At 71.7% G+C, this 21,195-nt stretch carries 19 protein-coding genes; 10 read left to right on the top strand and 9 right to left on the bottom strand.

What is annotated here, in order from left to right:
* Positions 1 to 16: 16 nt before the first annotated feature.
* Positions 17 to 862 (bottom strand): pyrroline-5-carboxylate reductase, encoded by an 846-nt coding sequence (gene proC, locus AC2DGY_RS03370; protein ID WP_484508291.1) that lies wholly within the window; start codon positions 860 to 862, stop codon positions 17 to 19.
* Between the two features lie 189 nt (positions 863 to 1,051).
* Here proC and AC2DGY_RS03365 point away from each other — a divergent pair, with 189 nt between their 5' ends.
* The 3 genes from AC2DGY_RS03365 to AC2DGY_RS03355 are packed head-to-tail and all read left to right on the top strand — an operon-like array spanning position 1,052 to position 4,109.
* Complete coding sequence (locus AC2DGY_RS03365) at positions 1,052 to 2,167, top strand: alpha/beta hydrolase (protein WP_484508290.1); 1,116 nt, start codon at positions 1,052 to 1,054, stop codon at positions 2,165 to 2,167.
* Positions 2,168 to 2,169: 2 nt separating this feature from the next.
* A complete protein-coding gene (locus AC2DGY_RS03360) occupies positions 2,170 to 3,156 on the top strand; it encodes a cation diffusion facilitator family transporter (protein WP_484508289.1) in 987 nt (328 codons plus the stop codon).
* Between the two features lie 26 nt (positions 3,157 to 3,182).
* Complete coding sequence (locus AC2DGY_RS03355) at positions 3,183 to 4,109, top strand: LLM class F420-dependent oxidoreductase (protein ID WP_484508288.1); 927 nt, start codon at positions 3,183 to 3,185, stop codon at positions 4,107 to 4,109.
* Positions 4,110 to 4,194: 85 nt separating this feature from the next.
* Here the strand turns inward: AC2DGY_RS03355 and tadA are convergent, their stop codons facing one another.
* A complete protein-coding gene (gene tadA / locus AC2DGY_RS03350; RefSeq protein WP_484508287.1) occupies positions 4,195 to 4,656 on the bottom strand; it encodes a tRNA adenosine(34) deaminase TadA in 462 nt (153 codons plus the stop codon).
* 45 nt (positions 4,657 to 4,701) lie between these two features.
* Here tadA and upp point away from each other — a divergent pair, with 45 nt between their 5' ends.
* The gene (gene upp / locus AC2DGY_RS03345; RefSeq protein ID WP_484508286.1) at positions 4,702 to 5,334 is read left to right on the top strand and encodes a uracil phosphoribosyltransferase; all 633 of its coding nucleotides are present in this window, start codon (positions 4,702 to 4,704) and stop codon (positions 5,332 to 5,334) included.
* A 126-nt stretch (positions 5,335 to 5,460) separates the two neighbouring features.
* Here upp and AC2DGY_RS03340 read toward each other — a convergent pair whose 3' ends face one another.
* On the bottom strand, positions 5,461 to 9,027 hold the full coding sequence (locus AC2DGY_RS03340) for a TM0106 family RecB-like putative nuclease (protein ID WP_484508285.1): 3,567 nt from the start codon (positions 9,025 to 9,027) through the stop codon (positions 5,461 to 5,463).
* A gap of 97 nt (positions 9,028 to 9,124) precedes the next feature.
* On the opposite strand from AC2DGY_RS03340, the gene AC2DGY_RS03335 reads away from it, so the two are divergent.
* Positions 9,125 to 11,179, top strand: coding sequence for an NAD(+) synthase (locus AC2DGY_RS03335; RefSeq protein ID WP_484508284.1), 2,055 nt, complete (start codon positions 9,125 to 9,127; stop codon positions 11,177 to 11,179).
* Between the two features lie 80 nt (positions 11,180 to 11,259).
* On the opposite strand, the gene AC2DGY_RS03330 is transcribed toward AC2DGY_RS03335, so the two are convergent.
* On the bottom strand, positions 11,260 to 11,808 hold the full coding sequence (locus AC2DGY_RS03330; RefSeq protein ID WP_484508283.1) for a hypothetical protein: 549 nt from the start codon (positions 11,806 to 11,808) through the stop codon (positions 11,260 to 11,262).
* 111 nt (positions 11,809 to 11,919) lie between these two features.
* On the opposite strand from AC2DGY_RS03330, the gene AC2DGY_RS03325 reads away from it, so the two are divergent.
* The 4 genes from AC2DGY_RS03325 to AC2DGY_RS03310 are packed head-to-tail and all read left to right on the top strand — an operon-like array spanning position 11,920 to position 14,297.
* A complete protein-coding gene (locus tag AC2DGY_RS03325; protein WP_484508282.1) occupies positions 11,920 to 13,380 on the top strand; it encodes a lipase maturation factor family protein in 1,461 nt (486 codons plus the stop codon).
* A 10-nt stretch (positions 13,381 to 13,390) separates the two neighbouring features.
* Positions 13,391 to 13,579, top strand: coding sequence for a hypothetical protein (locus AC2DGY_RS03320; RefSeq protein ID WP_484508281.1), 189 nt, complete (start codon positions 13,391 to 13,393; stop codon positions 13,577 to 13,579).
* Between the two features lie 8 nt (positions 13,580 to 13,587).
* Positions 13,588 to 13,716, top strand: a complete 129-nt coding sequence (locus AC2DGY_RS03315) for a hypothetical protein (RefSeq protein WP_484508280.1) — start codon at positions 13,588 to 13,590, stop codon at positions 13,714 to 13,716.
* Positions 13,717 to 13,739: 23 nt separating this feature from the next.
* Positions 13,740 to 14,297: a phosphorylase family protein gene (locus AC2DGY_RS03310; RefSeq protein ID WP_484508279.1), complete on the top strand. Its 558-nt coding sequence runs from the start codon at positions 13,740 to 13,742 to the stop codon at positions 14,295 to 14,297.
* Here AC2DGY_RS03310 and AC2DGY_RS03305 read toward each other — a convergent pair.
* Genes AC2DGY_RS03305 through AC2DGY_RS03290 form a run of 4 tightly spaced genes read right to left on the bottom strand, consistent with a single transcriptional unit; the run spans position 14,285 to position 20,214 of the window.
* Positions 14,285 to 15,811, bottom strand: a complete 1,527-nt coding sequence (locus AC2DGY_RS03305) for an MFS transporter (RefSeq protein WP_484508278.1) — start codon at positions 15,809 to 15,811, stop codon at positions 14,285 to 14,287. The two genes, AC2DGY_RS03310 and AC2DGY_RS03305, sit on opposite strands and share 13 nt — an antisense overlap.
* 45 nt (positions 15,812 to 15,856) lie before the next feature.
* Positions 15,857 to 16,042, bottom strand: coding sequence for a hypothetical protein (locus AC2DGY_RS03300; protein WP_484508277.1), 186 nt, complete (start codon positions 16,040 to 16,042; stop codon positions 15,857 to 15,859).
* 24 nt (positions 16,043 to 16,066) lie between these two features.
* Complete coding sequence (locus AC2DGY_RS03295) at positions 16,067 to 19,063, bottom strand: AAA family ATPase (protein WP_484508276.1); 2,997 nt, start codon at positions 19,061 to 19,063, stop codon at positions 16,067 to 16,069.
* Positions 19,060 to 20,214 (bottom strand): exonuclease SbcCD subunit D, encoded by a 1,155-nt coding sequence (locus AC2DGY_RS03290; protein ID WP_484508275.1) that lies wholly within the window; start codon positions 20,212 to 20,214, stop codon positions 19,060 to 19,062. Before AC2DGY_RS03290 ends, AC2DGY_RS03295 begins: the two co-directional genes overlap by 4 nt.
* A gap of 166 nt (positions 20,215 to 20,380) precedes the next feature.
* On the opposite strand from AC2DGY_RS03290, the gene AC2DGY_RS03285 reads away from it, so the two are divergent.
* Positions 20,381 to 20,869 (top strand): 8-oxo-dGTP diphosphatase, encoded by a 489-nt coding sequence (locus AC2DGY_RS03285; protein ID WP_484508274.1) that lies wholly within the window; start codon positions 20,381 to 20,383, stop codon positions 20,867 to 20,869.
* A 27-nt stretch (positions 20,870 to 20,896) separates the two neighbouring features.
* On the opposite strand, the gene AC2DGY_RS03280 is transcribed toward AC2DGY_RS03285, so the two are convergent.
* Positions 20,897 to 21,190 carry a DUF2277 domain-containing protein gene (locus tag AC2DGY_RS03280; RefSeq protein ID WP_484508273.1) on the bottom strand — a complete coding sequence of 98 codons (294 nt, stop codon included), beginning with the start codon at positions 21,188 to 21,190 and terminating at the stop codon, positions 20,897 to 20,899.
* Between the last annotated feature and the right edge of the window lie 5 nt (positions 21,191 to 21,195).

The raw sequence follows: 21,195 nt of genomic DNA, 5'->3' as shown, positions 1-21,195 counted from the left end.
GGTCAGTCCCCGGCGGTCAGTCCCCGGCGGCGAGTTCCCGCGCGCGGGCCAGGGCAGCATCCGTCGCCCGTGCGAAGAGGCCGGCGAGGTCGGCGTCCTGCAGGACGGCGATCGCCCGCTCGGTCGTGCCCTTGGGACTCGTGACGCGGCGGCGGAGCTCCCCCGGCTCCTCGCCGGATGCCTCCAGCAAGGAGGCGGCACCGATGAAGGTCTGCTCGGCGAGCAGCCGCGCCTCCGGCTCGGCGAACCCCTTCGCCACGGCGGCCTTGGTGAGCTCCTCCACCAGCAGGAAGACGTACGCGGGACCAGACCCGGAGATCGTGGAGAGCGCGTCGACCTGCGACTCCGGAACCTCCACCACCGCTCCCACCGTCTCGAACAGGCGCCGCACGACGGCGATGTCGCCGGGGGATGCGGCGGAGTCCCCCGCGATCCCCGTCACGGCCTTGCCGACCACGGCCGGCGTGTTCGGCATCGAACGGAACACCACCGCGCGCGGGCCGAGGATGCCGGTGAACGTCGCGATCGGGACGCCTGCCGCCAGGCTCACCACGAGCACCCCGTCGCGGAGGTGCGGCGCGATCTCGCGGAGGAGATCGGGCACCATCGCCGGTTTCACCCCGATGAGGACGACGTCCGCGGCTGCCGCGGCTGCGGCGTTGGCGCCCGGCTCGTCCTCGAGCGCGACGCTGGTCACCCCGGCCTGCCCGGCGAGCTCGGAGGCCTTGGCCCGCGTGCGGTTCGTCGCGGTGATCGACGGGGCGGCACCTGAGCGGACGAGGCCGTGCAGGATCGCGCCACCCATGGAACCCGCGCCGAGGATCGCGATGGCGGGCAGGGAATCGGGGTGCGGAACGCTCATGGCGCCATCCTATGAGGGCCGTTTGGTTCAGTCCTGACGTGGTTCGCCCCGGTCCAGGGCGACCTACGCCTTCTACACGGGGCAGGAGCCGCCCCAGGGCTGAGCCGCCCCGCGTTCCGTCGCGCGAGGGCCGGAGATATAGTCGAGTCGCGGGCGTCCCGGCACCCGCGAGGAAGTGCGGAGGATCCCATGACGACCCTTTTCGACGGCATCACCTCGCGCCGCCTCGAGACATCGCGGTTGAGCGTCAATGTCCTGGAGCGGGCGGCGGATGACCCGGCCACCCCCGCCGAGCGGACCGTCGTCTTCGTGCACGGCACGGTCGGGTCATCCCTGTTCTGGCAGGAGATCCTCCAGGATCTGCCCGGTGACCTGCGTGTCATCGCGGTGGATCTGCGCGGCTACGGCGGCACGGAGAACGTTCCCGTCGACGCCACGCGCGGCGTGCGGGACTTCAGCGACGACCTCGCCGCCACCATGGAGGCCCTCGGGCTCCCCTCGGCGCACCTGGTCGGCTGGTCGCTGGGCGCCGCCGTCATCCTGCAGTACGCGCTGGAGCACCCCGTCCTCTCCCTCACGCTCGAGGCGCCGATCTCGCCGTACGGTTTCGGCGGTACGCGCCGGGACGGCTCCCGGATCACCGAGGACGATGCCGGAACCGGCGGCGGGATGGTGAACCCCGACTTCGTGCGGCGACTGGATGCCGGCGACACCGGCGACGACGCGGAGACCTCGCCCCGGAGCGTGTTCCGTGCCGCCTTCGTGGCGAGCGGTTACGTCACCGAGCACGAGGACGTGTGGGTGAGCGCGATGCTCGGCACATCCACGGCAACGGGAAACTACCCCGGCGAGATCGTCCGCACGTCCACGTGGCCGGGCTTCGCCGCTGGAGCGACCGGCGTTCTCAACGCGCTCGCACCGAAGTACTTCGACGTCTCGGGTATCGTCGGCCTCGCCGACAAGCCCCCCGTCCTGTGGGTGCGCGGGGAGGTGGACGCGATCGTGTCGGATGCCTCGATCTACGAGCCGAACGACCTCGGCCTCCTCGGGATCCTGCCCGACTGGCCGGGAGACGATGTCGCTCCGCCGCAGCCCATGGTGTCGCAGACCCGCGACGTGCTGGACGCCTATGCGGCGGCAGGCGGGGAGGTCACCGAGGTGCTCCTCCCGGGCGTGGGACACAGTCCGCATCTGGAGGCCCCTGCCGCGTTCCGCCACGCGCTGCTGACGCAGATAGGCTACGTCGGTACCCCAGCAGACCCGGCCCCGTCGACGGAGGCCATCATCATCCGATCGGCGGACTGAGTATGAGTGCAACCGGCGGAAACCGCGCGATCATCGCGGCGTTCCTGGCCAACATGGGAATCGCCATCGCCAAGTTCTTCGCGTGGTTCCTCTCGGGCTCCGCGTCGATGCTCGCCGAGGCGATCCACTCCCTCGCCGACTCCGGCAACCAGTTGCTCCTGCTTCTGGGCGGACGCCGGGCGCGGCGTGAGGCCGACCGCGAGCATCCGTTCGGCTACGGCCGCGAACGGTTCGTGTACGCGTTCGTCGTGTCGATCATCCTGTTCTCGGTCGGCGGGCTGTTCTCGATCTACGAGGGCATCGACAAGCTCACGCACCCCCACGAACTCGAGAACGTCTGGATCCCGATCGCCGTGCTCGTGGTGGCGATCGTTCTGGAATCGTTCTCGCTGCGAACGGCCGTGCGAGAGAGCAACCACGTGCGGTTGCCGGGCCAGTCATGGGTCCAGTTCGTCCGCCACTCCAAGGCGCCCGAACTGCCCGTCGTCCTGCTGGAAGACATCGCCGCCCTCATCGGCCTCGTCTTCGCCCTCGGCGGGGTGGGGCTCGCCGCCCTGACGCACAACCCGGTGTTCGACGCCATCGGCACCCTGATGATCGGGACGCTCCTCATCGGCGTCGCGATCGTCCTGGGCATCGAGACGAAGAGTCTCCTCGTCGGAGAGGGCGCCACCGACGCCGACCACGACCGCATCGTCGAGGCGATCCAGGACGGACCCGAGATCGACCGCGTCATCCACATCAAGACGCTCTACCTGGGGCCCGATGAGCTGCTCGTCGCCGCGAAGGTGGCTCTCCCCCACGATGAGCCGCTCGCCGATGTGGCGGCACGGATCGACACCGTCGAGCAACGCATCCGCGCGGCCGTGCCGGTCGCCCGGGCGATCTACCTCGAGCCGGACGTGGACCGCACCGCCGTCACCGGCGGCCTCCCCACCGGTGGTGCTGTGCCGGCCGAGGGAGAACCCGGCACGGTCGGCGCACCGTGACCTGCCGCCCCTGACACACTGGCACGGTGGAGTACTGCATTTTCACCGAGCCGCACCTGGGCGCAACGTACGGTGACCAGCTCGCCTTCGCCGAGGCGACCGAGCGCCTCGGTTTCACGGGATTCTTCCGTTCCGATCACTACCTCGCCGGTTCCGGCGCCGGGCTTCCCGGGCCGACGGACGCGTGGACGACCCTCGCCGGGCTCGCGCGAGAGACGTCCCGCATCCGCCTGGGCACCCTCGTCTCGCCGGTGACGTTCCGGCTGCCCGGACCTCTCGCCATCCAGGTGGCTCAGATCGACGACATGTCGGGCGGGCGGGTCGAGCTCGGCCTCGGCGCCGGATGGTTCACGCGCGAGCACGAGGCGTACGGCATCCCGTTCCCCGACAAGCGCTTCGGCCTCCTCGAGGAGCAACTGGAAATCGTCACCGGGCTCTGGCGCACACCCGTGGGCGACTCCTACTCGTTCTCGGGCTCCGGCTATCGCCTCACGGAGGCTCCCGGGCTCCCGAAGCCGGTGCAGCGACCGCTCCCGATCATCATCGGCGGCGGCGGTAAACGACGCACCCCGGAGCTCGCGGCCCGCTTCGCCGCCGAGTACAACCTGGGGTTCCCCACCGATGATCAGATCCCCGAGCGCATCCGGAATCTGCACGCGGCCTGCGAGCGCGTCGGTCGCGACCCGGGCACGGTGCGCCTCTCGATCGCGATGTCGACGATCGCCGGTGCCACCGATGACGAGGTCGCCCGTCGCGCCGCACGCATCGGGCGCACCCTCGACGAGGTGCGCGACGGAACCAACATCGTGGGAGGCCCGGACGAGATCGCCGACCGGGTCGCGGTGTACCGCTCGCACGGCATCGAGCGCGTGTACTTCCAGCTGCTCGATCAGCAGGACGTCGAGCACGTGGAGTTCCTGGGCGAAGAAGTCCTGCCGCACCTCCCCCGCTGACCCCCTTCCCCCGTCGAGTCGCCAGCAAACGCGCACGTCCGCGCCGAAACCGGACGTTTCCTGGCGAGTCGACGGACTGCGCGGGTCAGCGGCGCTCGGCGAAGAAGCGCTGCAGCAGGGCAGTGGATGCGGCCGCCTCGACACCGGCGACGACCTCGACGCGATGCGGCAGCCGGCGGTCGCGCACGATGTCGTAGACCGAGCCGGCGGCGCCGGCTTTGTCGTCCCACGCTCCGAAGACGAGCCGCGGCACGCGCGCCTGCAGCACCGCCCCCGCGCACATGACGCACGGTTCCAGCGTGACCACGAGCGTGCAGCCGGCCAGGTGCCACGTGCCGAGGGATGCGGCGGCCTCGCGGAGGGCGACGATCTCGGCGTGCGCCGTCGGGTCGTGACGGAGTTCGCGGACATTGCGTCCCTCGCCGATCACGGCGCCCGCCGCATCCATCACCACTGCCCCTACCGGGACGTCGCCGTGAACGCCCGCTTGGGCGGCGAGGACGATCGCGCGACGCATCGCGACGAGGTCGGCGGGCGGGACGGTCATGCGGCTCCGGGAATGCGGACGGGGTCGAAAGGATAGATTGAGCCTATGCGTGTGCACGTCGCCGACCACCCCCTGATCACCCACAAGCTCACGGTGCTGCGCGACGCGCGTACGCCGTCGCCGGTGTTCCGGCAGCTCACGGAAGAACTCGTGACGCTGCTGGCCTACGAGGCGACGCGCGGCGTGCGCGTCGAGCCGCGCGAGATCCAGACTCCCGTGACCACCACGACGGGCGTCCGCATCAGCGAACCCCGCCCCATCGTCGTCCCGATCCTGCGGGCAGGACTGGGGATGCTGGATGGGATGGTGAAGCTCCTCCCCACCGCCGAGGTCGGATTCCTCGGCATGGTGCGCGACGAGGAGACGTTCGAGCCGACCACCTACGCCGAGCGCTTGCCCGACGACCTCAGCGACCGCCAGTGCTTCGTGCTCGACCCGATGCTCGCCACCGGCGGATCGCTGGGCGCCGCGATCGACTTCCTCTTCCGCCGCGGTGCGCAGGACGTCACCGCGATCTGCCTCCTCGGCGCACCCGAGGGCGTCGCCGCCATCGAGAAGCAGGTCGCCGGCCGCGACGTGACCCTCGTGCTCGGGGCGCTCGACGAGCGACTCGACGAGAAGGGGTACATCGTCCCCGGGCTCGGCGACGCCGGCGACCGCCTCTACGGCACGGTCTGACCCGCCCCCTTCACCGAGAAACGACGATCCGGACGAGAAACACCGCGGCGCGGGGTTTCTCGTCCGTTTTGTCGTTTCTCGCGGGGCGGGCGGGCGGGGGGGCGGGCGGGGGGCCGGGCGGGCGGGTCAGACGGCGACGAGGGACGGGGCGGGGGCGGATGCCCCGACCAGACGCGCGAAGGCGCTCAGGCGCGCGACGCCCTCGGGCGTGCGCGGGAGGTCGTCGAGGAGCCCCGGCGAATACACGAGGTACGCCGCCTGCATCGCGCGTGACAGGGCGACGTTGATGCGGTTGCGCAGCAGCAGGAACTCCGGGCCCCGCGGCGCATCGCGGCCCGACGATGCCGCGAGCGACACGATCGCCACGACCGCCTCCTGACCCTGGAAGCGGTCGACGGTTCCCACGGGCACCGTCGGGAACCCGGCCTCGCCGAGCGCATCCTCCACCGCCACCTGCTGCGCGTTGTACGGGGTGACCACGATGATGTCCTCCGGGCGGAGCGGACGGGGCGGCAGCATCCGCACCGTCCCGTCATCGTCGACCTCGGTGGCCGTCCACGCGCGGCCGACGAGGCCGGAGACGATGCGCACCACTTCGGCGGCCTCCTCGGGGGAGCACGTGGCGTTCCCGGTGTGCCGGAGCGGCACGGGGTGGACCCCGGGTTCGACGCCGTCGAGGTCGCGGAGAGCCGTGGAGGGATGCGACGCGAGCTTGCCCTCGTACGACAGGCGCGACACGGGGCCGGCCACCCGCGGATGCATCCGCCATGTGCGGGAGAGGAAGTGTCCGTACTCCGGCGACACGACCTCGGCACCGTCCATGACCCAGCCCAGAGCCGACGTGTCCACCGGCTCGGGATGCGTGCCCTGACTCACCTGGGGAAGCTGCTGCGGATCACCCAGGAGCAGCAACCGGGGAGCGGCCAGCGACACCGCGATCGTGGAGGCCAGTGAGAACTGCCCGGCCTCGTCGATCACGAGGAGATCGAGGCTTCCCCGGGGGACGCGGCCCTCATGGCTGAAGTCCCACGCGGTCCCGCCGACGACGAACCCCTCCGCGGCGTGCGCGGCGGTGAAGGCGGCCAGGCCTCCCTTGGGCAGAGCCGTGAAGGAGGGCGAGCCGTCCGGGTCTTTCGGCGTCTTCCCGACGAGCGCGGCGGGCACCCCGGCGGTGACCACGCGGTCGAGCATGTGCTCGACGACCGCGTGCGACTGGGCGACGACGCCGATCTTGAATCCGCGCTCGGTGATCAGCCGCGCGATGACGTGCGATCCGACGTAGGTCTTCCCGGTACCCGGAGGTCCCTGCACGGCGAGATAGCTGTGGTCGAGGTCGGCCACGCTCCGCACGATCGCCGAGACGTCGTCCCCCGACCCCGGCACGAGCGCCGCCGGGTCGACCCGCGGCGCGAGGGTGCGGGGCGGTCGCCGCAGGAGGATGTCGGTGGCCGCGTCTCGCGGGAGCACCGGCGCCGCGGCGAGGGCGGCGTCCGCCCACGCGTCGATCGCGGCCTGCTGGTTGCCGGCGCGCGGCGGGGCGGCCGGGGTGAGGGCGAGCGGCAGCTCCGACCAGGTGAAGCCCTCCACCGCCGTCTCCTCGATGACCGCGCCGTCATCCAGCACCTCGATGACCCGCACCCACTTCGCGGCGTGGATCCACCGCGGGCGCGGCTGGTACGGGAAGGGTGCGGGCAGCTCGTAGAGGGCGAACGGCTCGCCGCCGGTGCTCAGGCGCGTACCCGGTGCCACCTCACCCCGCAGCTCCACGAGGCGGCGCTCGGCACCCTTGCCCGACTCGGGGAAGTGCCAGTCCTCCACCACGCGCGACCGCGCGGCGTCCACGACCACGACGTCGCGCGCGTCCTCCCACACCGACACCGGTTCGCGCAGGCGCAGGAAGTGCGTGGCCCAGAACGATTTGGCCTCCCGCGGGTAGTAGTCGATCGCCGCGGCACCCAGACGCAGGGCGCCGGCCGCGGTGTCGGGGGCCTCGGCGGCCCAGCGCTGCAGAGCGGTCGCGCGGGGCGACTCGGCATAGGTCACCTCGTCGGGGTCGAGGCCGCGGGCCGGACGCAGCCCGGCCTCGCGCGCGCGGTCGACGAGCCAGTCGCGCAGCCGCCGCGTCGAGACGCAGTCGTAGCGGTTGTAGTCGGCGAGGTCGGCCAGGACCGCGTCGGATGCGGCGGCGTCACCCTCGGCCGCGAGGGAGCGCGCTTCGACGTAGCGGACGATCGAGTCATCCCCCCGCTGGACGTCCGAGGTGCGCACCTCGTCACCCATGTACAGCGGCTCGAGCTTCTTGATCGAATACGACCGGGATCCCACCCGCAGTGCTCGCCGCACGATCGGATACAGGTCGACGAAGACGCCCTCGCGCAGCAGCCGGTCGACGTCCGCCTCGCGGACGCCGTAGCGTGCGGCCATCGTCAGCAGATGGGTGGGCTCATACGGCGCGTAGTGGTAGATGTGCATCTCCGGATGCTGCTGCCGGCGCAGGGCGATCAGATCGAGGAAGCGTTCCAGCGCCGCCTTCTCCGCGGCGAAGTCGTGGGCCCACAGCGCCGAGTACTGCTCCTGCATGTCGACCCACCCGAACAGGTAGTCCAGGCCCCACTGGGTGCCCTCCCCCTCCGTGTACAGGGGGTCGCCCTCGAAGTCGAAGAAGAGGTCACCGAGATCCGGACGCGGGAGGGCACCGAGCGCTTTCGGGGCGACGACCTCGTACACCGGGATGACCGGGCCGGTATCACCTTCGGAGCCCGCAGAGCCGGCATCCGGTGCGGGGCTCTGCAGCTGGAGCCGCGCCTGCGTGCGCAGCGAGGAGAAGGTGTCGACGCTCATGCCCGACGGTGGTTCGGACGCGGCGGCGAGCTCATCGATCGTCGCGACTCCGGCCGCCATCAGCCGCGCCCGCTGCACGGGTCGCATGCCGGCCACCAGGAGAAGATCACGCGCCGCGACGACCTCGAGCTCGCAGGTGGCGCAGCGGCCGCAGGCCACGACGCCGAGCTCTCCGCGCTCATCGCCCCACGCGATCGGCTCGCCGGCGGCGCCGAGATCGACGCGGCGGTCCGCGATCAGCGCACGCAGGCGGCTGCGGCGAAGCTCGAAGACGGGCAGCAGGTCGTCCACCGCATGCGCGCTCACGGTGCCGTCCCCCAGGAGGAGTTCGACGCGGTCGGACCGCGGCACCCCCAGCCGATCGAGCTGATCGACATATGCCGCGAGCTGCATGAGGGCGGTCACTCGGGCGTGCCGGGCGAGCTTGGTGTCTTGAACGAGCCACCGCGGCGGTTCGCCGGGGCTGGTCGCGTCGCGCACGAGGAAGTCGGCGAATCCGACGAACTCGTCGGTGGCGAACGCGGCCTGGTAGACGACGTCCGCGTCCGAGGCCAGGGCCGCCCGGGTGCGGGAGACCGCGTCGGCGAGGCCGGCCGCATCCGATGATCGCGTCTCGGGAATCTCGACGACCCCCGCACCGAACGTTTCGCGATAGGCCTCGAGGGTGCGGCGTTCGTGGACGGTGCCCAGACGCCCGGCGCGCTCGAGCGTGGGGTCGTCCGGCTCCTCCACCGCCGCCACCCGGCCGAGCTTCGCCTCGATGGCGCGCAGCCACGCGAACTCGCACTCGGCGGCCGCCTTCAGGTCGCTCGCGCTCCAGACGATCCGGCCTTCGTCTTCGATATACCGCATGTTCCCCTTTTCCGTCTTCGACCCTAACCGCGGCCTCCGACGTTCCCGCGCGCGTCAACCCCGGCCCCCGGTACGACGCACCTGCCAGGATGGGGACGTGAGCACGACTCTCCCCTTCTCCAGTGCGTACCGGCACGGATTCGCCCGCGTCGCCGCGTGCACCATCCCCGTGTCGATCGCCGACCCCGCGACCAACGCCGAGTACGTCCTCGAGACGGCCCGCGCGTGCGACGCCGAATCCGTGGCGGTGGCGCTGTTCCCGGAGTTGTGCCTGACCGGCTATGCCATCGACGATCTCGTCCTGCAGGACCCCGTGCTGGATGCGGTGGAGGCGGCCGTCGAGCGACTCGTCGAGGCATCCGCGGATCTGTTCCCGATGCTGGTGGTCGGCGCACCGCTGCGGCACCGCAACCGCCTCTACAACTGCGCGCTCGTCATCCATCGCGGCGAGTTGCTGGGCGTCGCGCCGAAGTCCTACCTGCCGAACTACCGCGAGTTCTACGAGCGCCGCTGGTACGCCGCGGGCGACGACCAGGCGGGCGAGGTCATCCGCATCGGCGCACGGGAAGCGCCGTTCGGCCCCGACCTGCTGTTCGAGGCACGGGATGTTCCGGGCCTCATCGTGCATGCCGAGGTGTGCGAGGACGCATGGGTGCCCGTGCCGCCCTCCTCCGAGGCGGCGCTGGCAGGCGCGACCGTCCTGCTGAACCTGTCCGGGAGCCCCATCACCATCGGCCGCGCCGATGACCGCAACCTCCTCGCGCAGTCGCAGTCGCTGCGGTGCCTCGCGGCGTACGCCTACGCCGCGGCCGGCCACGGCGAATCCACGAACGACCTGTCGTGGGACGGCCAGACGATGATCTACGAGCTCGGGCAGCTCCTGGCCACCACGGAGCGGTTCCCCGACGGACCGCGCCGGAGCGTCGCCGACATCGATCTCGACAGGCTCCGCCAGGACCGCCTGCGTCAGGGCACGTTCGACGACAACCGCCGCACCTACGCGCCCGTCTTCCGCACCGTGCACTTCGAGCTGGATCCTCCCGCCGCCGACATCGGGCTCCGCCGCTCCCTCGACCGCTTCCCGTTCGTGCCCGATGACCCCGCCCGCCTCGCGCAGGACTGCTACGAGGCGTTCAACATCCAGGTCTCCGGTCTCGAGCAGCGTCTCACCGCGATCGGCGGGCCGAAGCCCGTCATCGGGGTGAGCGGGGGGCTGGACTCCACGCACGCGCTACTGGTGGTCGCACGGGCGATGGATCGCATGGGACGTCCTCGCAGCGACATCCTCGCCTACACGCTCCCGGGCTTCGCCACGAGCGACCACACGCGCGAGAACGCCATCGCGCTGGCGCAGGCCCTGGGCGCATCCATCGAGACCATCGACATCCGCCCGGCCGCCGAGGAGATGCTGCGCCAGCTCGGCCACCCCTTCGCCGCGGGCGAGCCGGTGCACGACGTGACCTTCGAGAACGTGCAGGCGGGCCTCCGCACCGACTACCTCTTCCGCCTCGCGAACCATCACGGCGGGCTCGTGATCGGCACGTCCGACCTCTCCGAACTGGCCCTGGGGTGGGCGACGTACGGCGTCGGCGACCAGATGAGCCACTACGCCGTGAACACCGGGGTTCCGAAGACCCTCATCCAGCACGTCATCCGGTGGGTGATCGGGGCGGGCGAAGTGGATGAGGCGAAGGACGTCCTGCAGTCGGTGCTCGACACCGAGATCAGCCCCGAGCTCGTCCCGGCGGGGCAGGACGGGAAGATCCAGTCCACGGAAGACCGCATCGGCCCGTACGCGCTCCATGACTTCACGCTCCACTCGGTGCTGCGCTTCGGTGTCCGCCCCTCGAAGATCGCGTTCCTCGCCCACCAGGCGTGGCGTGACGCGGACGCCGGCGAATGGCCGCCCGGTTTCCCCGAGGACGAGCGGTACGCGTACGACCTGCCGACGATCGCTCGGTGGCTCGAGGTGTTCCTTCAGCGGTACTTCGCGTTCGCCCAGTTCAAGCGCTCGGCGATCCCGAACGGCCCGAAGGTGTCGCCCGCCGGCTCGCTGTCCCCACGGGGCGACTGGCGCGCCCCCTCCGACGGCAACGCCCGGGCATGGCTGGCGGAACTGCACGCCGCCCTCCCCGACGTCTTCGCCTCCTGACGCCGCGAGAAACGACGATCCGGACGAGAAACGACGCGCGGCGGTGCGTCTCGTCCGGCCTGTCGTTTCTCGCGAGCGCGCTACTCGTGGAGGCCGACGCGGTCGGGGATGTCGAAGGCCAGACCGGGGAGCCATGACGCCGGCTCGGGCCAGGGGCGCGACATCGGCAGCGACGTGAGCAGGCGCTTCAGCGCCGCATCCCGGGGCGTGGTCGGAGCCGCTGCCGGCAGGATGCGCCGCGGAGCGCGGTGCCCGAGCGCCCCCAGCCACCAGTGCCGCCAGGTCTTCTCGGCCTGGTCGGGGTTCAGCACGATGTAGTAATCGGGCATGATCGCCCTGCCCGCGTCGAACTCCGCGAGCGCGGCTTCGACCTCCACCTCCAGCGTGCCGAGCGTCGCGCGCTCCTCGTACAGCTCCACCCACGCGGCCGCCACGTGCTCGAGCGGGTCGGCGTCGTGCACGATCCAGGGGGTGGATGCCGCGGCGATCCGCCGTGCGGCGAGTGCGGGTTCGGTGCCCTGCAGGCTGAGGGTCTCGACCCCTCTGAGCCCCTCGAGATTCTCCAGCGCATCGGCCGATGCGGCGCCGACGACGGCGACGATGGTTCCGGTCCTCGCTGTGTGCGCCATGCTCCACGGTACGACAGGATGCGCCGGAGCGGGCGGGAACCGCGCCGAAGACCCGCGAGGGCAGCGCGCAACCCTGAGCGCCCGGGCCGCGCCCGCCTCTAGCCTCGTGGCATGGACGGCTTCGCCGCGATCGATTTCGCCTTCGCCCGCGAGGTGCTTCAGCGGGGCATCGCGGGCGTGTACATCGTGGCGTTCCTCTCCAGCGCTGCGCAGTTCCGCGTCCTGCTGGGCGAGCACGGGCTGATGCCCGCGCCCCGACTGCTCGAGTGGGCGAGGACGTCGGAGCGGGGTCGGCGACTGCTCCACCCGACGATCTTCCGCTGGTGGCGCTATACCGACCGGCGCCTGGTGCTCCTGTGCGGTGCCGGGGTCGTGGTGGCCGCGGCCCTCGTGGCGGGGCTGCCGCAACTCGGGCCTCCGTGGGTGCCGATGCTGTGCTTCCTGTTCGTGTGGCTGGCGTACATGTCGATCGTCAGCGTCGGGCAGACCTTCTACGGCTTCGGGTGGGAGATGCTGCTCCTGGAGGCGGGGTTCCTCGCGGCGTTCCTCGGCTCCGCCGACCAGCCGCCTCCGACGACGGTGATCGTGCTGTTCTGGTGGCTGGTGTTCCGGCTGGAGTTCGGAGCGGGGATGATCAAGATCCGTGGCGGCTCCGAGTGGCGGGACTTGACCGCCCTGACCTATCACCACGAGACACAGCCGATGCCGGGTCCGCTCAGCCGGCAGGCGCACCTGCTTCCGCGCTGGTTCCACAAGATGGAGGTGCTGGGCAACCATTTCGCCCAGCTCGTCGTGCCGTGGTTCCTGTTCGCCCCCCTCCTCGGGGTGTGGATCCCGTGGCCGGGTTTCGCGTGGATCGGCACGATCGCGGGGGGCGTCGTGATCGCCACGCAGCTGTGGCTGGTGGCCACGGGGAACTTCGCCTGGCTGAACGTCATCTCGATCGTGCTGGCGTTCTCGGCCGTCAGCATCCCGGGGTCGGGCGAGCCGGCCGGCGTGCCGCTGTACTGGCTGATCGTCACCCTGGCCGTCACGGCGCTCTACGTCGTCCTCAGCTGGGCGCCGCTGCGCAATCTCGCCGCACGTCGGCAGCTGATGAACGCCAGCTTCAACCGCTGGAACCTCGCCAACGCGTACGGCGCCTTCGGAACGGTCACCAAGCGCCGCATCGAGTACGTCGTGGAGGGCACGCTGTCGCGCGATCCCGACGACCCGGATGCGACGTGGCACGAGTATGGATTCCGGGGGAAGCCCGGCGACGTGCGCCGCATCCCTCCCCAGGTGGCCCCGTACCACCTCCGGCTGGACTGGCTGATGTGGTTCCTTCCGCTGGGCCGGTCGCTCGAGGAGTGGTTCGAGGCGTTCATCGTCCGGCTGCTGGAGGCTGACCCGCGGATGCTGCGGCTGCTCCGGCACGATCCGTTCGACGGGCGCCGGCCGGCGTGGATCCGGGTCGTGTCCTACCACTACCGGTTCACCACGCGAGCCGAGCACCGTCAGACCCGCGCCGTGTGGCACCGGACGCCGGCGGGAACGGTGCTGGATCCGGTGGCTCTGCCCTCGAGGAGATAACCTGAGCGGGATGGAGAATGACCGCGCCGAACGACGCCCCCGTACCGCTGCCGTTATCGGCATCGTCGTGGGGGCGATCTTCCTCGCCCTCGGGGCTGCGGCGTTCCTTCTCGGCGGCGGCCCGATCGTGGGCGCCATCGCTCTGACCGGCGGAGTCCTGACCGTCGCCGCATCCATCTTCACGCTCGTCCGACCTTGAGGCCCGCCATGCTCCCTCCCGCAAACGACCCCAAGAAGCCGTCGCCCGCGCGCGTGGGCGTGTGGATCGTCGTCGCCGGAGTCGGTGTCTACATGCTCGCGTCCGGCATCATCGGAATCATCACGACCGGGGGGTGACTCGGACACGCGAGAATGGTCGGATGAGACTTCTCGTCGCCGCGCACGCGGATGAACTGACCGCGTTCGAACCCGAGCTCCCCGGCTTCGATCGACTCCTCACCGGCGTCGGCAAGCTCAAGGCGACCTATGCCCTCACGCGCGCGCTGGATGCCGCCCACTACGACGAGATCGTGGTGGTCGGCACCGCCGGCTCGGTCGATCCCGCTCTCCCGCCGGGGGTCTACGAGATCGACGCCACCGTGCAGCACGACGTGCAGAATCTCGACGGCGCCCTGGGGCAGCACGTCAGCCTCCCCACGCGCGTGACGGTCACACCAGGAGGCGTCACGATCGCCACGGGCGACTCGTTCGTCGACGACGCCGCCGTGGTGGAGACGATCCGGGGGCTGGGGGCGCGCCTGGTCGACATGGAGTCGTACGCGTACGCGTGGGTGGCCGAGCAGTTCGGCGTGCGCATCCGCATCCTCAAGGCCGTCTCCGACTCCGCCCAGGACGGTGCCACGGAACTGTGGGATACCGCCGTGATCGCGTGCTCGCGACAGCTGCGCGAGCGCATCCGGGAGCTCTACGGCGTCTGATCCCCGCCCGCCGGAGTCAGCGGTTCCCCTCTGCGGCGTCGCGAGACGAGATCAACCACGCCGGCGATGAGCGCCAGACCGAGGAAGACCCCGACTGAGATCATTCCGATCGCGTAGGCGTCGTGGAAGACGACGACATCGGGTTCGTTGCCGCTCTCCCGGTACACCGTCGCGTAGAACAGGGCGAGCGCCACGGCGGTACCGACGGCCGTGCCGATGCGCTGTCCGAGCTGCCCGATGGAACCGGCGACCCCTCCCTGGCGCACGGGGATGTCCGCGAGCATGAGCGTCTGGTTCGGGGAGATCACCAGCCCCGCCGCGAAACCGCCCACGACCATGACGGCCGTCATGACCCACGCCGTCCATTCGGGCGGGGTGAACAGCACGGTGAGGACGAGGCCGCCGACGCTGATCAGGAGGCCGAGGAGGCCCCACACCACGAGCGGCCGGCCGAGGCGGTTGACCAGCGCACCGCCGAGATAGGACGAGTAGGCCGAAGCGACGGCGAAACCGATCGTGACCATGCCCGCGAACACCGGCGCGAGGCCGAGCCCCGTCTGCAGATACAGCGTGCCGAGCAGGAACATCGCCGGTCCGGCGGCGAAGTAGGCCGCCGAGACCATCACGCCGTTGCGGAATGACGCGGCTCGGAAGACCGAGAATGGGATGAGGGGGAGCTTTCCGCGGGCGGCGTACCGCCGCTCCCACAGGAGGAAAAGGGCGACGAAGATGACGGATGCGACGAGGAACCACCACCGGCGGGGGTCGTCACCCGGTGAACCCGTCGTGAACAGGAACGGCCACAGAAACGCCAGCACCGTGAGCCCGAAGAGCACGACCCCCACCGGGTCGAGATCGAGCCGCCGGTGCGAACGCGTGCGCGTACTCGGCAGCATCCACGCCGCGAGGGCGATCACGATGAGGGCCAACGGCACGTTCATCCAGAAGATCAGACGCCACCCGTCGGTCTCGCCGCCCACCGCGATGAGCAGACCGCCGAGGGTCGGGCCGAGCGCGGTGGCGATGCTGATGGTCGCCCCGAAGAGCCCGAACGCGCGCCCGCGCTCGGCACCGACGAACAGCTGCTGGATGAGGCCGAGCACCTGCGGCATCTGGATGCCCGCGGCCACACCCTGCAGGAGCCGGAAGACGAGGAGATACCCGGCGTCGGGAGCGAGCGCGCACGCGAGGCTCGTGACGAGGAACAGCGACAGCCCGACGATGAACAGCATGCGCCGTGAGCGGAGGTCGCCCAGGCGCCCGGCCGGCACCAGCACGAGACCGAAGGTGAGGATGTACCCCGACACGATCAACTGCAGTTCGGTGGGCCCCGCGTTCAGAGCGGTCTCGATGACCGGCAGCGCGACGTTGACCTTCGTCAGGTCGAGGATGGTGAGCGCCGCGACGGACACCGCGATCCAGTAGGCGCGCCACCGGTGAGCCGCGGGCAATTCGATGTCACGTGTCGGCGGGTTCCCACCCCCGGGGCCGGTCGATGCTGAGGTGGGAGACATTCCTCCGAGGCTACTCCTGCGGGAGGTCGCGTCGCTCCGGCCCAGTCAGGCTCCGTCGCGGCTGCGGCCGAACATCCCTCGGAGCACGAAGAAGACGATGACCGCCACGATCGCCACGATGATGAGCTTGAAGGCGAAGGCGATCAACGAGAACAGCACATTCACCAGGATCCACGCGATCACGACGGCGGCGACGACGCCCAGGACGGTCCAGATCGTCGAGCTCTTCATGCCCTCAGCCTAGTGCGGCAGGGCTCAGGCGAGGATCCCGGCCTCCTGCCGGATGACGCTCGGCCCCTGGGGGGTCGCCTCCACGAGGAGCTGCGCCGGGAGCTGTTCCTTCATCGCCGCGACGTGGCTGATGACACCGACCGTCCGCCCGCCCTGGCGGAGTTCGTCCAGGGCGCGCATCGCCAGCTCGAGCGTGTCATCGTCGAGGGAGCCGAAGCCCTCGTCGATGAAGAGGGTGTCCAGGCGCATGCCGCCCGCCCGAGCCGTGACGACTTCGGCCAGTCCGAGCGCCAGCGCGAGGGAGGCCAGGAACGTCTCACCGCCGGAGAGCGACTGTGGCGGGCGCGCCTGCCCGGTGTAGGAGTCGAGGACCTCCAGCCCGAGGCCCGATGCCGCGCCGCGCGCCGCAAGTGCGTCGGAGTGCTGGAGCCGGTACCGGCCGGACGACATCTCGCCCAGGCGCAGGTTCGCCGCCGCGACGATCTCCTCCAGCTCGGCGGCGAGGACGAACGTCTCGAGCGTCATCCGGTGGGTGTTCGGAACGCGGCCGGCGACCGTGTTGGCCAGGCGCCCGACCACGGCCGCGCGCGTGCTGGTCTCGGCGACTCCCCGGTGGGCGGCGTCCGCCCGCTCGGCGAGGTCGCGCAACCGGGCGAGGAGGGAGGAGGACTCCGCCGCGGCCGATGCGGCCGCCGTCACGCGGCCGCGGGCGGCGGCGAGGTCTGCGCGCACCGGCTCCAGGTCGATCGGCTGCTCGGGCTGGTCGACGAGAGCGAGTTCGAGCTCGAGAAGGCGCCCGCGCTCGGCCCGCTCGGCGCTCTCGTGCGCGCTCACCTTCTCGTCCATGGCGGCTCGTTCGTCGGCGCGGCGCAGTGCCGCTCGCGCGTCGTCGACCTCGGCGAACACGGACGAAGCCAGCCGCGCGTCACGATCGGCGACCGCATCGGCGAGCACCTGGGCGCGGAGCGCACTGTCGGCGCCCGTCTCCGCGAGCGCGCGCACCAGCTCGCGACGTCGTTCGGCGTCGTCGCGACGCTCGGCGACGGATGCGGCATCCGCGCGCGTCGCCTCGACACGGGCGCGGAGCGCATCCGCGCGCTGCTCGGCCAGGGCGGCGTCCTGCCGGCAGCCGGCGGCCTCGGCGACCAGCGCCTCCCGCGCGGTGGCCGCGTCCGCGTCGGCGGCGGCCAGGCCGGCGCGTTCTGCCGCCAGCCGCTCGGCCTCCGCCACCCGCTCCTCGGCAGCCTCCAGCGCCGCACGCGCCTGTGCGTATGCGTGGTCGGCGTCGGCGCGGCTCCCGCTTCCCGCCCGCGCCGCGGCGGCGGCGTAGGCGTCGCTCGCGGCGCGCAGCGCCTCGGCGGCCCGGCGATCGGCGGCCAGCGCCGCATCCTTCACGCGTGCCGCGTCGTCGAGCTCCGCGTCGGTAACCGGATCATCGCTCGGCGGCGCGGGGTGCGGATGCTCCGCCCCTCCGCACACCGGGCACGGTTCGCCCTCCACCAGCTGTGCGGCAAGGTCCCCGGCCGCCGACGACAGGCGCCGCTGCAGGAGCGTCGTGTGCCGGGTCGTTGCGTCGGCCAGCGCCGTGCCGGATGCGACCGCGCGCCGTTCGGCCTCGCGCAGCGGCGCGACGAGCTCGTCGGCCTCGCGCGCGGCATCGCGCCGGCGGGCGGCCTCGGCCAGCAGCGCCTCCGCCGTCGCCCGGTCGGCGGCGGCCGGGGCGAGTGCGCGCAGCTCGGCATCCAGGCCCCGCAGGAGATCGGGCACCGCGGATCGCTGCGCATCGAGGGCGCTCACGGCGCGCTCCGCGTCGGCGGCGGCGGCTCTCGCCCGTGCGGCGTCCTTCTCGGCGGCGACGAGGTCGGCCTCGGCGACCAGGGCGTCCGTGCAGGCGGCCACGATGGCGGCCAGTTCGTCCTCCCGCGCCCGCAACTGCTGCTGCGTGGTGGCCGACTCCCCCGCGGCCATCCACGCCTCCGCGGCCGCGGTCGCCGCGGCCGCGCTCGTGGCGGCGGCGGCCGCGGCGCGATCGGCCGCGTCCAGGACCGCGCGGAGGTCCTCCGCGGCGCGCGCCCGCGCGAGGGTCTCCCTCAGCTCCGCGATGGCCGGCCCTTCGGCCTCGAGCCGCGCCAGGCGGTCCCGAGCCTCCAGCCGTTGGCGCTGCTGTTCGGCGAGGGCCACCGCGGCGCGCTCGCGATCGAGCGTCTCGTCGAGGGCGGCGTCGGCGGCGCGCTGCTCCTGCGCGGCCGCCTCGGCGCGGTAGGCCGCGCGCTCGACCGCCCGCACGACGAGACCGAGGCGCGCCGGCATATCGGCGGAGGGGTCGGCGTCGTCCTCGGTGAGCAGATCGACGCCCCGAGCCGTGCGCTCGGCCTCCTCCAGCAGCATCCGCACGCTCTCGCCCTCAGCGGCCAGGGCGGCCTCCGCGTCCTTGCGCATGCCGTCGAGGAGTGCCGCATACTCCTCGTACGTACGCGTGCCGAAGAGCGTGCGCAGCAGCGCCTGGCGCTCGTCGTTGCGGGCGAGCAGGAATCGGGCGAAACGGTTCTGGGCGAGCAGGATGACCTGGAGGAACTGCTGTTGCGTCAGCCCGACGATCTCGTCGAGATGTGCGGCGACATCCACCGGACGCGCCGCCACGCCCGTCCAGCGCGCGCCGTCGAACTCCTCGAGCATCGCGCGATGCGGCTCGGTCGTCATGCCGCCACCGCGCCGCTTCGGGCGCTCGTACTCGGGCGAGCGAGTCACGCGCCAGCGGCGATCTGCCGCGGTGAATTCCAGCACGACCTCGGTGGGGTCGTCGGGGTCGCAGTGATCGCTCCGCAGACGCCGCTCGCCACCGTCGTAGCGCGGCGTCCCGCCGAAGAGCGCGTAGCACACGCCGTCGAGCACGCTGGATTTCCCTGCCCCCGTGCGGCCGGAGATGAGGAAGATGCCGTCGGCGGCGAACGCGTCGAAGTCGACGACCTGGCGGTCGCGGAAGGGCCCGAAACCGGCCAGCTCGAGACGGTGCAGCTTCACGCCTGCACCTCCGCGACCGTGCGGCTGTCCACGACGTCGCGGATGAGGGCGCGCTCGGCATCGGTCGCGCCCTCACCGGCGCGCACGTGCGCCAGGAACGCCTCGAACAGCTCGACGTCGTCACGCGCCGAACGCACCCGACCGGCGTAGTCGCGGCCATCCGGTGCGGCCGCGCCGTCGGGGGTGTGCACCACCGTCGCGCAGAACGAGAAGCGCCGCTGCAGACGCCTCATCGGGTCGGTCTGCGGGGTGGGATCGGTGTACTGCGCGCACACCCACGCGTCTTCGTCGGCGGCGAACCGCGGGTCGTCGAGAAGTTCGTCGAGCGTGCCGCGCAGGGTCACGAGGCGACGGGGGACGGGGAGCGGAAGCCACTCCACCGCAGCCAGGCCCGTCGCATCCAGCTCGACGAGCCACGATCCGCGCGGCTTGTCGGCCTCGCCGAAACTGTGGTGCAGCGGCGCACCGGCGTAGCGCACCCGCTCCGACAGCTGCTGGCGCCCGTGGATGTGGCCGAGGGCGACGTAGTCGGGCCCGTCGAAGGCCGACAGCGGGACGACGTCCAGCCCGCCCTGGCGGATCTCGCGCTCCACCCCCGGTGTGGCCTCCACGCCGGCGGCGAAGCAGTGGGCGAGGGCGACGGATCGTCCCCCGCGCTCGGCCAGGTCGGCACGCACCAGGCTCATCGCGTGGATCATCGTCTGCGCTTGGCTGCGCAGTTCGACGCCCTCCCAGCGGTGGCGCACGATGGCCGGCTCGAGGTAGGGGATGCCGTAGAAGTGGACGGGGCCGTCGTCGTCGGCGATCGTGACGGGGGTGCCGACTCGGGCGGGATCGGTGACCACGGTGATTCCGTCGCGCAGGAGCGCCGACTGGAACCCCAGCCGCGCGGCGGAGTCGTGGTTTCCGCTCGTGACGATGATGCGGGCGCCCGCGCTGGAGATCGCGGCGAGCGTGTCGGTGAGGAGCGCGTAGCAGGCGGGTGCGGGCGCGGCGGAGTCGAACACGTCGCCGGCGAGGACGACGACGTCCACCTGCCGTTCGCCGACCTGGGCGACGAGGGCATCGAGCACGGTGCGCAGCGCATCGAGCGTGGCGTGCCCGTGGAAGGACCGCCCGATGTGCCAGTCGGAGGTGTGCAAGATGCGCATGCCAGCACGGTACGTGGCGCCACCGACATCGCCTCGGAGCCACCCCGCACCCCCGTCGACTCGCCAGCAAACGTACGGTTTCGCGCCCGAATCCCGCGGATGCTGGCGACTCGACGGGACGCGCGCGCGCCACACGACGGAAACACGACGCGGCTAGCCTCGGGGCGTGGATCTGCCCGACGTGTGCGTCGTCTACCTCCTCCGTGATCGCGTGGACGGGGGGCTCGACGTGCTCCTCGGCTACAAGCGCCGCGGACTCGGGCTCGGCCGCGTCGTCGGCATCGGCGGCAAGGTGGAGCCCGGCGAGAGCGTGCGGGACGGCGCCGTCCGGGAGATCACGGAGGAGACGGGGCTGCGGGTGGATGCTGCCCACCTCGTGCCGGCCGGAGTGCTCGACTACCTCTTCCCGGCGCGACCGGCCTGGTCGCAGCGCTCGCATGTCTTCACGTGCCGCCGGTGGGAGGGCGAGCCGGTCGAGACGGAAGAGATCGTGCCGGCCTGGTTTCCCGTCGACGGCATTCCGTTCGCCCGGATGTGGGACGACGCGGCACGGTGGCTCCCCGACGTCCTGCGCGGCGGATCGGTCAGCGCGACGTACACGTTCGGAGACGACCTCGCCACCGTCGTGGCGGAGGGGCCCCGCTCGGTCGCTTAACGCCGGACGCTCGCCGCCGACACCCGGTCAGGATGCAGCGGCGACGCGCGGTTCGTACCGGCCGGAGCGCTCCGCGCGGGCACGCGCCTTCGCGGCTTCCTCGTCGCGGTCCTTCGGCGGCGCGACGGCCACCAGGTCGTGGAGCAGGTGCTCGGTGGCATGCGCGATGTCGGCCACTGCCCGGTCGAACGCCTCCTGGTTCGCGCGGGAGGGCTTGGTCGTTCCGGCGATCTTCCGCACGTACTGCAGAGCCGCGGCGTGGATCTCATCCTCGGTGGCGGCCGGTGCGAAGTTGTGGAGGGTGTGGATGTTCCGGCACATGCCGC

Source organism: Microbacterium sp. Z6_144, from assembly GCF_057197625.1.
This window is presented reverse-complemented; position numbering and strand designations above follow the sequence as displayed.